Origin of the sequence: Pelagimonas varians, assembly GCF_003208435.1 — a bacterium.
Classification (GTDB): domain Bacteria; phylum Pseudomonadota; class Alphaproteobacteria; order Rhodobacterales; family Rhodobacteraceae; genus Pelagimonas; species Pelagimonas varians.
Window position 1 is genome coordinate 20,805 of record NZ_QKMF01000028.1, and the last position, 14,090, is coordinate 34,894.

General features: G+C 55.5%; 11 protein-coding genes and 1 pseudogene. 8 read left to right on the plus strand and 4 right to left on the minus strand.

The genetic code is table 11. The features are described 5' to 3' along the window. Positions 1 to 30 precede the first annotated feature (30 nt). Entirely contained in the window at positions 31 to 858 is an 828-nt protein-coding gene (locus tag C8N36_RS22490; RefSeq protein WP_097806799.1) for a sulfite exporter TauE/SafE family protein, read from the plus strand. Positions 859 to 914: 56 nt separating this feature from the next. Next, positions 915 to 1,145 (plus strand): annotated as a pseudogene (locus tag C8N36_RS24920) (DDE-type integrase/transposase/recombinase); the annotation flags it as partial. Between the two features lie 466 nt (positions 1,146 to 1,611). On the opposite strand, the gene C8N36_RS22500 reads toward C8N36_RS24920, so the two are convergent. The 4 genes from C8N36_RS22500 to panB all read right to left on the minus strand — a co-directional run bounded on the left by C8N36_RS22500 (position 1,612) and on the right by panB (position 5,402). After that, the gene (locus C8N36_RS22500; protein ID WP_097806797.1) at positions 1,612 to 2,274 is read right to left on the minus strand and encodes a GntR family transcriptional regulator; all 663 of its coding nucleotides are present in this window, start codon (positions 2,272 to 2,274) and stop codon (positions 1,612 to 1,614) included. Between the two features lie 21 nt (positions 2,275 to 2,295). After that, a complete protein-coding gene (locus C8N36_RS22505) occupies positions 2,296 to 3,399 on the minus strand; it encodes a glycine cleavage T C-terminal barrel domain-containing protein (protein ID WP_097806796.1) in 1,104 nt (367 codons plus the stop codon). Between the two features lie 78 nt (positions 3,400 to 3,477). Further along, on the minus strand, positions 3,478 to 4,551 hold the full coding sequence (locus tag C8N36_RS22510) for an aromatic ring-hydroxylating oxygenase subunit alpha (protein WP_097806795.1): 1,074 nt from the start codon (positions 4,549 to 4,551) through the stop codon (positions 3,478 to 3,480). Continuing rightward, positions 4,548 to 5,402 (minus strand): 3-methyl-2-oxobutanoate hydroxymethyltransferase, encoded by an 855-nt coding sequence (panB, locus tag C8N36_RS22515; protein WP_211318275.1) that lies wholly within the window; start codon positions 5,400 to 5,402, stop codon positions 4,548 to 4,550. Before panB ends, C8N36_RS22510 begins: the two co-directional genes overlap by 4 nt. 337 nt (positions 5,403 to 5,739) lie before the next feature. Between panB and mgrA the strand changes: the two genes are divergently transcribed. The 6 genes from mgrA (at position 5,740) to C8N36_RS22545 (ending at position 13,332) form a co-directional block, all read left to right on the plus strand. Continuing rightward, positions 5,740 to 6,807 carry an L-glyceraldehyde 3-phosphate reductase gene (gene mgrA / locus C8N36_RS22520; protein ID WP_281269721.1) on the plus strand — a complete coding sequence of 356 codons (1,068 nt, stop codon included), beginning with the start codon at positions 5,740 to 5,742 and terminating at the stop codon, positions 6,805 to 6,807. A 337-nt stretch (positions 6,808 to 7,144) separates the two neighbouring features. Then, the gene (locus C8N36_RS22525; RefSeq protein ID WP_097806793.1) at positions 7,145 to 8,725 is read left to right on the plus strand and encodes an ABC transporter substrate-binding protein; all 1,581 of its coding nucleotides are present in this window, start codon (positions 7,145 to 7,147) and stop codon (positions 8,723 to 8,725) included. Between the two features lie 25 nt (positions 8,726 to 8,750). Beyond that, entirely contained in the window at positions 8,751 to 9,725 is a 975-nt protein-coding gene (locus C8N36_RS22530; RefSeq protein ID WP_097806792.1) for an ABC transporter permease, read from the plus strand. Continuing rightward, the gene (locus C8N36_RS22535) at positions 9,722 to 10,627 is read left to right on the plus strand and encodes an ABC transporter permease (RefSeq protein WP_097806791.1); all 906 of its coding nucleotides are present in this window, start codon (positions 9,722 to 9,724) and stop codon (positions 10,625 to 10,627) included. The genes C8N36_RS22530 and C8N36_RS22535 overlap by 4 nt, the downstream gene beginning before the upstream one ends. Next, a complete protein-coding gene (locus C8N36_RS22540; protein ID WP_097806790.1) occupies positions 10,628 to 12,319 on the plus strand; it encodes a dipeptide ABC transporter ATP-binding protein in 1,692 nt (563 codons plus the stop codon). A 632-nt stretch (positions 12,320 to 12,951) separates the two neighbouring features. Beyond that, on the plus strand, positions 12,952 to 13,332 hold the full coding sequence (locus C8N36_RS22545; protein ID WP_097806789.1) for an SDR family oxidoreductase: 381 nt from the start codon (positions 12,952 to 12,954) through the stop codon (positions 13,330 to 13,332). The last annotated feature ends 758 nt before the right edge of the window (positions 13,333 to 14,090 follow it).

Consider the following 14,090-nt stretch of genomic DNA (forward strand, 5'->3'; position numbering starts at 1 on the left):
GCGCTCGGCCTCTAACAAAGAAAGATCAAAGTGACTGACCTAACAACACTACAAATTTCGCTCATTTTGTGCGGCGTCATCTTTGCATCGATCACCGCTGGTATCTTGGCCGGTTTGCTTGGTGTTGGTGGGGGTATCGTTCTTGTCCCCGTTCTGTTCTGGATTCTATCTTTCACGGATTTCCCGCCCGAGCTTTCCATGCATATGGCAGTGGCTACATCTCTTGCCACGATCATTTTCACCTCTGTTTCGTCGGCAAGGGCGCATAACGCGCGCGGCGCTGTCGACCGGAATTTGTTGCGGAGCTGGGCCCCTGGTCTGGTTTTTGGCGCTTTAGCAGGCGGCATATTGGCCCGCTATATCGATGCAAATGGGTTACGGGCCATATTTGGCGGTATAGCCGTTTTGGTGGCCATAAATATGCTGCTACCACGCACTCTGGTAATCTCATCCACATTGCCTGAGGGCTGGCTGCCAAATGGGTTTTTATCGGGGGTTACCGGCCTGTTTTCTGCTCTGATGGGTATCGGAGGAGGCACATTATCCGTCCCTCTCCTAAGTGCCTTTTCAGTCGAAATCCGGCGGGCAGTTGGTACTGCTGCAGCCTTTGGCTTTCTCATCGCGGTTCCGGCCGGAGTTGGGTTTGTCATTTCCGGGTGGAACGTGCCGGATCGCCCGCCATTTTCCTTGGGCTATATCAATTATGCGGTCGCAGCTCTCATCTTGCCGTTTACCGTCGGCTTCGCGCCTTTGGGGGCGCGGCTTGCGCATACTCTCGACACAGTCTGGATAAAGCGAGGGTTCGCACTCTTTTTAATGATCACCGCTGTGAACATGCTCGCAGCATTCACTGCCTAACGGGGGCTTGGTTTGCTCTCGCGACTGTATGTCTTGGGCGAACCAACCCTTTGGGACGGGCCGCAAAACGACTGTTACGCAGGCTGTGTGAGCGTCTTGGTTTCTTTCCCAAACTGATTATCACGGACAAGGGACTGAACAACCGCATCGATAGCAGCCACAAACTGTTGCTAAAACGGGAAAGGGCCATGCAGGGACATCGATCGCGTGAAAGCCTGCAGTGGTTTGTATCTGCTCACACTGCGGTCCGAAATCGTTTTTCCATTCCTGCACGCCGCGGCTCAGCAACAGCAAATCCGCCCCCCTCCTTGAAGCTTTGAGTTCTTGGCAGATGCAACTCAGGGTGCTTGAAAACTGGCTTTGCAGAAACTCTTCGGCCTTGGACATTTAGCGTGACAACCCCGTTGAATGAGCTCGACCTGTCTGCTGACATAGTCACTATGCCCGCTCACGCAAAGCGCGGTTCGACCAGCTTGAAATGCGCATTCTCTAGAGCCATTTCGAGGGAACGCACCACCCGCGCACTCCCAAAGAGATCGACGCGCAACAGGGGGATTTTGCCCACGGGGCCCTCCACCTCCATCAACAAAGGCCGGATCGATATCCTTCGCAGCGGTAACAAAACGAAGTTGTCAAAGATCCGCAAGCGGTCATTCAGGCTGGTGCAATTGGACCGATGTGTTTTGATACCGGAGCTGAAGCGGTTCTCCGAAAATGCAGGAACCACAAGCGGCAGCAAGCTGGCCCGGATACTTAGGTAGGCAAGCGCAAGTTGTTGATATGTTCCGACAGGCACGCGAGAAGTAAGGGCTTGTTTCGGCTCACCAGCGCGTCGATCATTCGATCATGCTGCTCGACCAAAAGTGTTAGGCTGGTGAACTCGATGTCATAGGCACGGGCCAGCTGGAAATGCATATGGTCGAAAGACAGATTGCGATATTGCTCGGTGATAAAGTCATTGCGCGCGAGACCGATCAGGATCAGGTGGAACTCACCATTCAGCCGCCCCCATTCGACCTTTGCGGCCTGCCCGTGCTTGACTATCTTTCGCATCTTGTCGTTCAGGCGACGCAAAGCCTCGATGTCCGCCTCAGTGGTATTGTCAAAACCCAGATCGACGGTGGACACTTCGAACAGTTCACGGAACTGCACAAACTGTGCAAACTCCTCGCGCGTGGGCTTGTCAGCGACAAAGTATCCGCGGTTGGGTTCGACCCGCACCAGCCGCGAGGCCAGCAATCGGGCCAGCGCCTCTCGTACCGGGATCATGCTGACCCCATGCATATCGGCGATTTTCTTCACGCCGATATGAGCGCCAGGCTCATAGCCACCAGCCAGGATAGTCTCCCGGATCACCACCACCAGTCGGTCAACAAGGCTGCCTGGTTCAGTCAGCTTTACCCGTATTTCATTCACGTTGTTTCACCTAGCCCCACCTCATACAAATGGCAGATCACAGATCGTGCCAGGAAGTGGCTCTCCGTTTCTGACAACCTCGACCCTATCCCCGATTTTCACTGTCCGCGAGACCAGAACGAAACCGATCACCGCGTGCAACCGCGGTGACCAGCCGCCATTGGTCATGCTGCCGACTTTTTGCCCGTCGACCAGTACGTCGCACCATGTGGCGTGACCAGCCTGTGTCGACCAGTCATCCAGCCTAACGCCAAGCTGATGTCGCTTCGGCCCGTCGGCGTGGATACGGCGCAAAGCCTTGATGCCGACCACATCGTCGGCGAGATCCAGATTTACGTATTGCCCAAGGCGCACCTCAAACGGGTTGGTCTCGTCATCGGTGTCACCACCATATGACAGCAGCCCGCTTTCGATCCGTTCCACCGGGTTGGGGTTGCCGGGGCCGATGCCAAAGCGTTGCCCCGCCTCGCGTATGATATTCCACAGATCGACGCCGCGGCTGCCATCCATAAGGTACAATTCAAACCCGCCCTGCTTGGAAAAGCCTGAGCGGGCGATCTTCATCGGGATACCGTTGATCTCGGCCTCGGCGAACCAGAAAAACCTGATATCACGCACCCAATCCCCGAAGATCGACGCGACAACATCCTCGGCCTTTGGCCCTTGTACCGCCATCGGGGACACGTCCGGTTCGCAGATATCAACGTCGAACCCGCGCTCAGCTGCGATGGCACGCGCCCACATCAGCATGTTGTTGTCGGCGATCGACATCCAGTACAGATCATCGGCAAGCTTCAGCACGACTGGGTCGTTGATCAACACACCGCGATGATCACAAATTGGCACATACTTGCCTTGGTTGACCGCGCATTTTGACAGGTCTCGCAGCGACAACACCTGCGTCAGGCGGGCCGCATCCGATCCGCTGATTTGCACCTGTCGCTGCACTGCGACATCCCACATCGCAACACCATGCATCAGCCGGTCATATTCGGCCATCGGGTCACCATAGGACACTGGCATCAGCATCCGGTTATATGGGGAAAAGGCCACAACGCCCTCTTGAACGGTGGCGTCGTAATAGGGCGATAGGCGCAGACGGGTGTTGGGTCCAATTTCTGCCATTTGCAAAGACCTTGTTTCGGGGGCCGCGCCCCTTGGGGTTGGTATTTTGGGACCATGGAAGCGCCCCGCCTCAAGGGGTCAGGCGCTGCGTTCCGCGTCCAGCTTGCGTTTGAGAATCTGTCGTACCCGCACGCCAGCGCCGTCGGCACCAAGGTTGATTTCGGGGAAATCCAATCCACGCGGGTCCTCTGACACCAGCCTCTGGATCTTCTGCAACAAATCCTTGTCCTCGTTGAACGCGTCGAGGATGTTGGTCTTGGTCTGATCCAGCACCTCATCACTCACATCTGGCACGTCGAAGGCCGCCGCAAAGAAGTAATGCGTCTCGCCGCGTTTGCCGGGCGTCACGATATGGGCACCGCGCACAAGGTAGTCGATCCGCTCACCCGGAGCCGCCGCGATATCATGTACATTCCAGTCCGAGAACGACACTGCCAATGACGGCATGCGCCCTTCTTGTTCACGCTTGACAACTTTCCCGTCCGGGAACCCGAAACCGGCGCAAAACAGCGGCGATAGCGGCGAGGGTTCGAAATCTTGTCTGTAAACAATGGACTCCCCTTCCATCGACACGCTGGCCGGATTTTCCCAGTCACCTTGTTTGAACGTCTTGGCATGCAAAAAGGCGATGTGGGTTAGGTCCAACACGTTTTCACGAATCAACACCCAGTTGGCATCGACCTCCATGTAGGCGGTGACAACCGACCAGTCCGGATTGACCTGGTAGCCCATGTCCACCGGAGCATGGTCAATCTTATCCGGGTCCCCCATCCAGATCCAAAGGAACCGACCAGCCTGACGCAAAGGATAGCTTTGGACCTTGGCCGAGGGTGGAATGGTGCTTTGTGTTGGCACTCTCGTGCATACGCCGTCAGCGCCGAATTGCATACCGTGGTAGGGGCAGACCAGCTGATCATCGATGACACGCCCCTCGGACAACGGTGCCCAGCGATGCGGGCAGCGATTGTCCAGCGCCACCGGCGTGCCGTCCTTCTTGCGGTACATCACGACCGGCTTTTCCAAAAGCCAGCGCGCCATCGGCCTGTCGGTCACCTCATCCACATGGGCGGCACACCACCACATGTTGCGCGGATAGTTGTCATCCAACATCCCGTTCGGGATCAGCTGGGCACCTTTGGTCAGTTCGGTCATTCACCGTCCTCCTTGAGAATGGCAGCAAGCCTTTCGGCTTCTTCCGGTTTCATCTGATAGGAATGGTCTTCATCTGGAAACGCACCGGCCCGAACATCCCCAGCACAATCCGAGAACGCCTGCACCGCGATATCGGCCATATTGGCGTAACGTTTGGCGAATTTGGGTTTGAACATGTCGAAGGCTCCGAGCAAATCATAACCATTCAGCATCTGTGCAGTTCCAGCGGCACCGGCTCCGATGGAAAACGTAAAGATGTCCACGGCCTCATCCACGGCCTTGCTGACCTCGTAGGGCATCGCCTCCATCTCCAGCCCAATGGCGCCGGCCTCTTCAATGGCACGGGCATTGTCGATGATTTCAAGCGCCGCTTCCGCCGTACGGCCCTGCATCTTGAAACCACCAAATTTGTGCACGTAATGCGGCAACAGCCCGACATGGCTCATCACCGGAACCCCGGCATCCGCCACGGCCTTGATGATATCAAACCTCTCGCGCCCGCCCTGCAGCTTTACTGCATCGCAGCCACTTTCCTTCATCAAGCGTACAGCATTTGTGACGGCCATCTCTGGCGTGGCGTAAGACCCGTAGGGCATCGACACCAAGCACAGTGTGTTCGGTGCGCCTCGACGCACGGCACGCGTGTGCTCGATCATGTGCTCGACCGTCATCGCCAGCGTGTTTTCATGGCCGTAAAGCGTCATGCCCAGACTGTCGCCAACACCGACGATGTCCACTCCGGCACGCTCGGCCCAAGAGGCCGTCAGCACTTCGCCGACAGCCACCATAACCAGCCGTTCGCCGGTCCGTTTTTTTTCCACCAATTCGGGAATTGTCAGTTTCGCGCGCATTTGCACCCTCCCAGCCAGAATCATATATTATATATAATATCAAATCTGCAAAGTGGTTTTTCGCATTCTGGTCGACTGCAAATTCCGGAAGCGCAAGACAGCTAGCCCGCAGGATGCGGACCGGATCGTATGTCACGCGAATGATCGAAAACGAGCCTGACCAAATCACCCGATAAGAAAAGCTGCCATTTTCCGTTGTGTAAAAGGGGCCGGCGCTGTGAATGCTGGATCCCCCCTGTCCGCAGCCAAATCTGTATCCTCAACGGGTTCCATGATTCAGCACGCTTGGAGAGGTCATTGAATTGACGTTTCCCCCAGCAAGTCGCAGGCTGTGGGAATGAGCCATATTCAAGCCCCGCGCCCCGCCTACATGACATCTTACACCCCCGCCCGGGATCGTTATGACCAGATGGTCTATCGCCGTTGCGGCAAGTCCGGCCTGAAGCTGCCTGCGATCAGCCTGGGGCTTTGGCACAACTTTGGCGATGACACGCCGCATGATGTGAAGCGGGCGATGTGCCGGACAGCCTTTGACGCAGGGATCACGCATTTTGATCTGGCAAATAACTACGGGCCAGAGCCCGGATCAGCTGAGATCGCTTTTGGCGAGATTATGCGAACCGATTTTCAGGGCTACCGCGACGAGATAGTCATCAGCTCAAAGGCGGGGTACATGATGTGGCCGGGACCATATGGTGAGATGGGATCGCGCAAGTATATGATCTCGTCGTGCGATCAGTCTTTGGCACGAATGGGCGTAGACTACGTAGATATTTTCTATTCACACCGCTTCGACCCTGAGACACCCTTGGAAGAAACCATGGGCGCGTTGGATCATATCGTGCGCTCCGGGCGGGCTTTGTATGCAGGGATTTCGTCATATAATTCCGAGCGCACGCGAGAGGCTGCGACGATCTTGAAGGAGCTGGGGACACCCTGCCTGATCCACCAGCCGTCCTATAATATGTTCAACCGCTGGGTTGAGACGGACGGTCTGCTGGATACACTGGATGATCTGGGCGTCGGATCGATTGCCTTTACGCCGCTGGCCCAAGGGATACTGACGGGCAAGTATCTGAACGGCATCCCCGAAGGCAGCCGCGCGGCGCAAGGCAAATCGCTGAAAGACGAGATGCTGAATGATAGCGCATTGGCGAGTGTGAGGGCGCTGAATGAAATGGCACAGACCCGCGGTCAAACACTGGCACAAATGGCGCTCGCTTGGGTGTTGCGCGGCGGGCGGGTGACAACAGCACTGATTGGCGCGTCGAAACCGAGCCAGATCGTTGATTGTGTGGGCGCTGTTGCGAACCTTGATTTCAGTGCGGATGAGTTGGCGCGAATTGACGAGATCGCCTCGGATGAAGGTATTAATTTATGGGCGAAGTCTTCTGAGACCGACTGATTTGCCACTCGCAACGTCAAGGCTGGCAATTTGGACTGGCTGGCGGGCCGTTTGATCCTGCCTACAAACGCCATGGCCATCTTACCCGCAAGGCGGTCAGACGCATTGAGTGATGGGAAACGCGCAGCACCTTGAGTTTGATTTGCTTGCACCAATAGCCGCTATTGTGACCAAGTCATCCCGGTAAGAAAGCACCATAGCCCCTGCAAAGTGCGGTGCGACAATATAGACAAACTAGTTGCTCATTGCGTTGACAAGCGACACACTAGGTTAACTTTCACCGTGTTGTGCATTGTCCAAGCACAAACTCAATAACCGGTAACTGAGGGAAGCAATTATGACTTTAAGCAATCTGGCTATCCGCACTCTGCTTGGCAGTGCACTGTCGGTGTGCGCCGTGGCAGCGTCGGCGGACGAGTTCCGCTGGGCATCAACGACTGACCCGCAAACGATGGATCCACACGCCGTAAATTCGGCACCTGTGCTTTCGTTTCTCAATAATATCTATGAAGGTCTGGTGCGGCGCGGGCAGGATATGTCGATCGAGCCATCGTTGGCGACATCGTGGGAACCTTTGGCAGATGAAGACGGCTGGCGTTTTAATTTGCGCGAAGGTGTGACGTTTCAAGACGGGGCAGCATTCACCGCAGAGGACGTTTTGTTCTCATATCAGCGCGCTTCGGATGAGACAGCAGATGTGCGCTCATGGTTTGCGCCTGTGACTGAGGTCCGCGTTGTCGGGGATTATACGGTTGATTTCATCACAAAGGCTCCAAACCCTTTGTTCCCGGATTCCATTGCCAACTTTATGATCCTTGATAAAGATTGGGCCGAGAGCAACGACGCCGCTCTTGCGGCACGTGATGCGGAAAACTTCGCAACCATGAACGTCAATGGAACTGGACCATTCACGCTGGCCAGCCGTGATCCGGGGGTGCGCACCACATTGGTGCCAAACACTGCTTGGTGGGACGACGTCCAACACAACGTAACCGAGGCCGTTTTCACACCCATCGGAAACTCTGCCACCGGTTTGGCCGCACTTTTGTCCGGCGAGATCGACTTTATTCAGCCGATCCCCTTGCAGGACGTTGCACAGGTTGAAGGACGTGACGGATTCAAAGTTCTGGAAGGTGAAGAAACACGTGTGATCATGTTTGGCTTTGGCCATGAACACGACACACTCCTTTACTCCTCTGATGTGACCGACGCGAACCCGTTCACCGACCCACGTGTTCGTTTGGCGGCAGCCCATGCCATCGACATCGCGTCTATCGATCGGGTTTTGTTCCGCGGCAAGATTGAAGCCGCAAGCCAATTGGTTCCTGCTGATATCTCCGGATTTTCCGAGGCCAATCAGGGTCGCGCCGACTTCAATCAGGAACGCGCCCGTGAACTACTGGCAGAAGCAGGCTACCCAGACGGTTTCTCGTTCGGTCTGAAATGCCCGAATGACCGGTATATCAATGACGAGGCCTTGTGCCGTGCGGCGGCGTCCATGTTCGCGGCCGTTGGTTTGAACGCCGAACTGTCCACTGGACCGGTCCGCGATTACTGGCCGCAGCTGCGCGAAGATGATTTCGACATGTACCTGCTGGGTTGGTCTCCGGGCACGTTCGACATGGAACACCCGGTCCGCTTCTTGTTGCATAGCCAAGACAATGAGAAAAAGCTGGGGTCGTGGAACTTCGGCAATTACTCCAACGCGCGGGTTGATGAACTGTTGCCGCAGATCCAGCAAGAGATCGATCCCGCTGCCCGCCAAGCCATGCTTGATGAGGTTGTCGCAATTACCCAAGAAGAGGTTGCCTATATTCCTCTTTACACACAGCCTTTGATTTGGGCCGCGAAGGATAATGTGGATCTGACGCAACGCGCCGACAACTTCTTTATGCTGCGCTGGGTGACTGTGAACTGATCATCAAAAGGTAAGCAAATAGGCGATGGTCTACTTCATACTCAAACGGCTGGTTCAATCCGTCTTCGTGATGCTGGCTGTCGCCTTTTTGGCCTTTTCCCTATTCCGGTTCGTAGGTGATCCAATCACCCAAATGACCGGTGTCGAAACCTCCGTTGCGGATCAAGAACGGCTGCGCGAGGAACTGGGATTGAATGACGCCTTTCTTTTGCAATTCGGGCGTTTCACGGCTGACATTTTGCAAGGTGATTTTGGCTACTCTTACCGAACACGCCAGCCCGTTGCACAAATGATCGCGGATCGCATACCTGCCACGCTAGAGTTGGGTCTCGTTGCGCTGCTCATCTCGCTCATCGTTGGTATTCCCGCCGGTGTTTATACGGCCTTGAAACCACGAGGGTTTGCAACCCAAGCGATTTTGATGACAACCCTTGTTGGTGTGTCCATCCCGACGTTCGTGATCGGTATCATGTTGATCTTTATTTTTGGGGTGCAACTCGGATGGTTGCCAACCTTTGGGCGGGGCGGAACCGTGCAAATCGGCGGCTGGGAAAGTTCCCTTTTCACTATCGAAGGCTGGCGCGCGCTTTTGCTTCCGGCCCTCACGCTCGGTGTGTATCAGCTGACTTTAACGATGCGCCTGGTGCGGGCCGAAATGATGGAAGTCATGCGCACCGATTACATCCGGTTCGCGATGGCGCGGGGTGTGCCGATGAAAAAGCTGCATTACAAGCACGCGCTTGCCAACACGATGGTGCCCGTCATAACGATTATTGGATTGCAGTTTGGTGGCGTCATTGCCTTTTCAATCGTCACCGAAAGCGTCTTTCAATGGCCCGGCATGGGCTTGTTGTTCCTTGAATCCATCCGCTTTGTCGATATCCCAGTGATGGGTGTATACCTTGTTGTCATTGCCTTTTTCTTTGTGCTTGTGAATCTGCTCGTTGATTTGCTTTACGTCGCCATTGATCCGCGATTGCGCGTGAGAGACGTGCAATGATTGCGTTCCTGAAACGATATGAAGGCCTTTGGCTTTTTGTCCACTCACCTGCGGCAATCATGGCTGCCGTTGTTGCGGTGGTGATCTTGGTCGGTGCGGTCCTTGCGCCTTGGATCGCGTTGGTGAATCCTTACGATCTATCGTCATTTAGCCTGTTCGACGGGCTGCTGCCACCTGTCTGGGAAGACGGTTCCAACCCGAAATTCCTGCTTGGGACCGATGATCAGGGACGCGATATGATCTCTTCAATCCTTTACGGTGCGCGACTGTCCCTTGTCATTGGCATTGCCGCCCTGACGATTGCAGCTGTGCTTGGGGTTGGACTTGGCCTTGCCGCTGGATACTATGGGGGGCGGTTTGATGCCATCGTCATGCGTATTGCGGACGTCCAGCTTGCCTTGCCGGCGATCCTGACGGCACTGCTGATTGACGGTATTGCACGCGGTATACTTCCTGCTGCAATCCAACAGGACTTGCGGGTTGCCGTGCTGACCCTTGCGATTGCTTTGTCGCTTTGGGTCAATTTCGCACGAACCGCCCGCGCTTCAACGTTTGTGCAGATGAACAAGGAATATGTTCAGGCCGCCATTATGATGGGCCAGCGTCCGAGCCGTGTCATGTTCGTGCATATCCTACCGAATATTTTGGGTCCTTTGCTTGTCATCATGACTGTCGATCTGGCCTCTGCGATCTTGCTAGAGGCGACGCTGTCCTTTCTAGGCATCGGCCTGCCCGCAGACAGTCCCAGCCTCGGGACACTGATCCGCATCGGGATGCAGTTCCTGCTGTCAGGCGAATGGTGGATTTTGTGGATTCCGACTTTGTTCCTTGTGGCGCTGGTTGTATCGATCAACATTCTTGGCGACTTCTTGCGCGATGTCTTTAACCCGAGGTTGCGGTAGATGCTGACGATCAAGGACCTCGCGGTTAAATTTCCCTCTCGCTTTGGCGATGTGTCCGCGATTGAAGATGTGGATATGACAATTGCACCGGGCGAAATCCATGGTCTTGTCGGGGAAAGCGGCGCGGGCAAATCCACGGTGGGGGCTGCCGTTATCGGCCTTCTATCCACACCCGGCTATATCGCGGGCGGCGAGTTGACGCTTGGTGACACCGACTTGCGCAGCCTTTCAGAACAAGAGGCGCATGCCATCCGCGGTGACCGGATATCAATGATCTTCCAAGACCCTCAAACCAGCCTCAACCCGCTCATGACGATCGAGGATCAGTTGGTTGAGACCATTCAGGCCCATTCGGATGTCAGCCAAGGCGCCGCTGTCAAACGCGCCGTCGATCTGCTTGAAGAAATCGGGATCGACAACGCCGCAACGCGCATCAAAGCCTATCCACATCAGTTTTCCGGAGGCATGCGTCAGCGCGTTGTTATCGCGCTTGCCATCTGCACCGATCCAGAGCTGATCATCGCGGATGAACCAACCACAGCGCTTGATGTCGCGGTTCAATCGCAAGTCCTCGACCTGATCCGGCGCCTTGCCAAGGACCGCCAGATCGCCTTCATGTTGATCACCCACGACATCGGGGTCATCGCCCAAATCGCAGACCGTGTGACCGTCATGCGCAAGGGGCGTGTGATGGAAACCGGTGATACAGAACAGGTTCTCAGCCGCCCGACACACCCGTATACACGGGCTTTGATGGATGCCGTCCCACCGCTGGATCATCGTATCACCCGCTTTCGCACCCCGACTGACGCGGAAACAGCCCCCCCCGGATCCATACCGGATAATGCCGCTGAACGCTGGCTGCTTGAGGGCCAGCAACACGAACTTTTGGGCCTGACGCTGGATGGCATTCATCTTAGTTTTCCCGGCACGCGCACGTCGATCTGGCGCAAACCAGACCCTTTTGTTGCCCTACAAGACATAAACCTGACCATTCGCCCCGGTTCAATCATGGGCCTTGTCGGCGAAAGTGGCTCTGGAAAATCAACACTCGCGAAGGCCATCACCGGCCTGATTGCCCCCACCAGCGGCACAATGTTCCTAGGAGACAACGTTCTGCCCGCTGGAAGGGCGCGCAAGCGCAACGATCCTTCGCGCCAACTGATCCAGATGGTGTTTCAAGATCCCTACTCCAGTTTGAATTCTCGTCACCGGATCGGAGATATCCTGTCCGAGCCACTCTGGCTCTATGGGTTCGTCAATGATGCGGCCGAGCGCCGATCGCTCGCAGCGGCCATGCTTGAACTTGTGGGCATGGCCCCGGATGCCATCGATAAATACCCGCATCAATTCTCCGGCGGTCAAAGGCAGCGCGTAGCCGTCGCACGCGCTCTTCTGGCACGCCCACGCTTTCTCATTTGTGATGAACCGACATCAGCGCTTGATGTGTCTATCCAAGCCGAAATCCTGAATCTGCTTAAGGATCTGCAATCGGTCTTTGGCCTGACAATCTTGTTCATCAGCCACAACTTGGCGGTAGTGCGTCAGATGTCGGACGACATTGCCGTTCTGCGCAACGGCAAGATCGAGGAAATCGGATCAACCGAAGGCATGTTCGAACGTCCACAAGCCGATTATACCAAAAAACTCCTTGCCCTGACCCCTGTGATGCCACGGACATGGCAAGTCTAAACGATACAGATCTTTGACCCCGATCTGACGTCAAGCCGCCCGCGAAGCCGCCCCCCTTCTGAACAAATACGCCCAAACAGAAAATCCAAGTTGCGATAGCTGACATTGTTGGCCCAATCGGCTCATGCGCCAAGGGGGCAGCGAATGAACGCAATTAGGGTTTGCAGTACCGGAGAGTTCGAGGTTCTTGGACCACTTCTTGGTTGCGCGCTTCAGTGTTTCCTCCGGTCGGCTCGTGAATGCGCGGCGGGGGAACAACAAAAAGAGCGGCATGCCAAGCAATGTGTAGTCTGACAGGACCCGGTTTAGCGCACCTGAAGCCTACCCCCGCCGTGCCATAGCAATGGGCAAAGGGCCGATGCCCGCCCCCTGTAAAACCATATTTCTTAAAACGCGACATCGTTGGCTATGAAGGTCGGCGGCGGCGCGATCTTTACTGTGTTTTTCGGCCCCTAAAGTCCCATCGAGTTGCCCGACCTTGGGGACGCATCAAGATACAATGGTGATCCATCAGGTCCTCAGGCGTCTTTCGAGAACCAGCGCTTGCCAAGTACACCGGAGCGGTACTTTGGCGGCCATCCTTGCGGCCTTTCCCATCCAGAAGTCCTAAGCGCTCTTCCGGAGAAAACCCAATGCACCTCATTATCGGCGCAACTGGCCCCACAGGCTCCCAAGCTCTCGCTGATCTTGTCGCCGATGGACAGCCCACACGCGCCATCGTGCGCGAGGCCTCCAAACTTTCGACGACCCCGAACGAGGTCATAGATGGCTCGGTCCTGAACCCAGAGGCACTCCGCAAAGCTATGACCGACGTTGCCTGTCTTTACCTGTCTTTGGGGAACTTACCCGGACAAGAAGACGCGGAGCTTGCGATTATCTCAGCGACACAAGCCGCAGATGTGGCAAAGATCGTCAAACTTTCTGGTCCTTCTGCCGGACCTGCATCGCCCGTTGCGATTGCGCGGATGCACGGACGGATCGAAACAGCGATCACAGACGCGGGGGGCGACTAGGTCTTTTTGCAACCCTACGCGTTCTTCCAAAACCTGACCAATTATCTAGGCCCCCTGTCGCATCTGAGTAGCCTTTTCGGGGGTACTGGCGACGCGCCGCGGAACATGGTCGATGCCCGAAATGTTGGGGCGGCCGCCGCGCGTGTTATGGCCAGTGCAGAATGGAACGGTCAGGTGATCGAATTGACGGGTAATGAAGTCTTGACCTGCGGACAGGTCGCACAAAGGCTCGGCCTTCTGTCCGGGTAGCCTTATCGTTTTTTGAACCGCAAACCAGAAGTCTATTATGCCGAGCTGCTTCAGCAAGGACTTCCAGACTGGACGACGAGACATGTGATCAAAATTCAAGCCATGACCCTAAAGCAAACCGAAGTCCCCGATTGCAACGTGCGGGGAATTACAGGTCGAAAGACTCAACGCTTAAACGACTACCTCCCTGAATTGCTGGCAATGATAGAAGCCCTTCGCAACGTTGATAAAAATGAGGTCCTCGCTTAGCCATTGTGACTCGAAGGATAAGAAGCTTAAACCACAGGGTAACCTGATGGGGTGGATGGCTCATTCTCCAATCGGTGTTGCGCTGCGTCCTGATGCAGATGTCTATATCTGCTTTCAGCAGGTGCCAGCCCATGCATGTTACCCCAATTGGTCTGGATCTGGCCTAGAACGTTTTCCAAGTTCACGGTCTCTCTGAGACCGATGAGATCGTCATTATTCGGCCTTTTAGACGGACGCACTTATTGCCATTTTTTACCAAG

Bases quoted from the DNA above. Each gene is read 5' to 3' on its own strand.
- C8N36_RS22505 (WP_097806796.1), bottom strand. From the start codon at position 3,399: ATGGCAGAAATTGGACCCAACACCCGTCTGCGCCTATCGCCCTATTAC.
- C8N36_RS22510 (WP_097806795.1), bottom strand. From the start codon at position 4,551: ATGACCGAACTGACCAAAGGTGCCCAGCTGATCCCGAACGGGATGTTG.
- panB (WP_211318275.1), bottom strand. From the start codon at position 5,402: ATGCGCGCGAAACTGACAATTCCCGAATTGGTGGAAAAAAAACGGACC.
- mgrA (WP_281269721.1), top strand. From the start codon at position 5,740: ATGAGCCATATTCAAGCCCCGCGCCCCGCCTACATGACATCTTACACC.
- C8N36_RS22525 (WP_097806793.1), top strand. From the start codon at position 7,145: ATGACTTTAAGCAATCTGGCTATCCGCACTCTGCTTGGCAGTGCACTG.
- C8N36_RS22530 (WP_097806792.1), top strand. From the start codon at position 8,751: ATGGTCTACTTCATACTCAAACGGCTGGTTCAATCCGTCTTCGTGATG.
- C8N36_RS22535 (WP_097806791.1), top strand. From the start codon at position 9,722: ATGATTGCGTTCCTGAAACGATATGAAGGCCTTTGGCTTTTTGTCCAC.
- C8N36_RS22540 (WP_097806790.1), top strand. From the start codon at position 10,628: ATGCTGACGATCAAGGACCTCGCGGTTAAATTTCCCTCTCGCTTTGGC.
- C8N36_RS22545 (WP_097806789.1), top strand. From the start codon at position 12,952: ATGCACCTCATTATCGGCGCAACTGGCCCCACAGGCTCCCAAGCTCTC.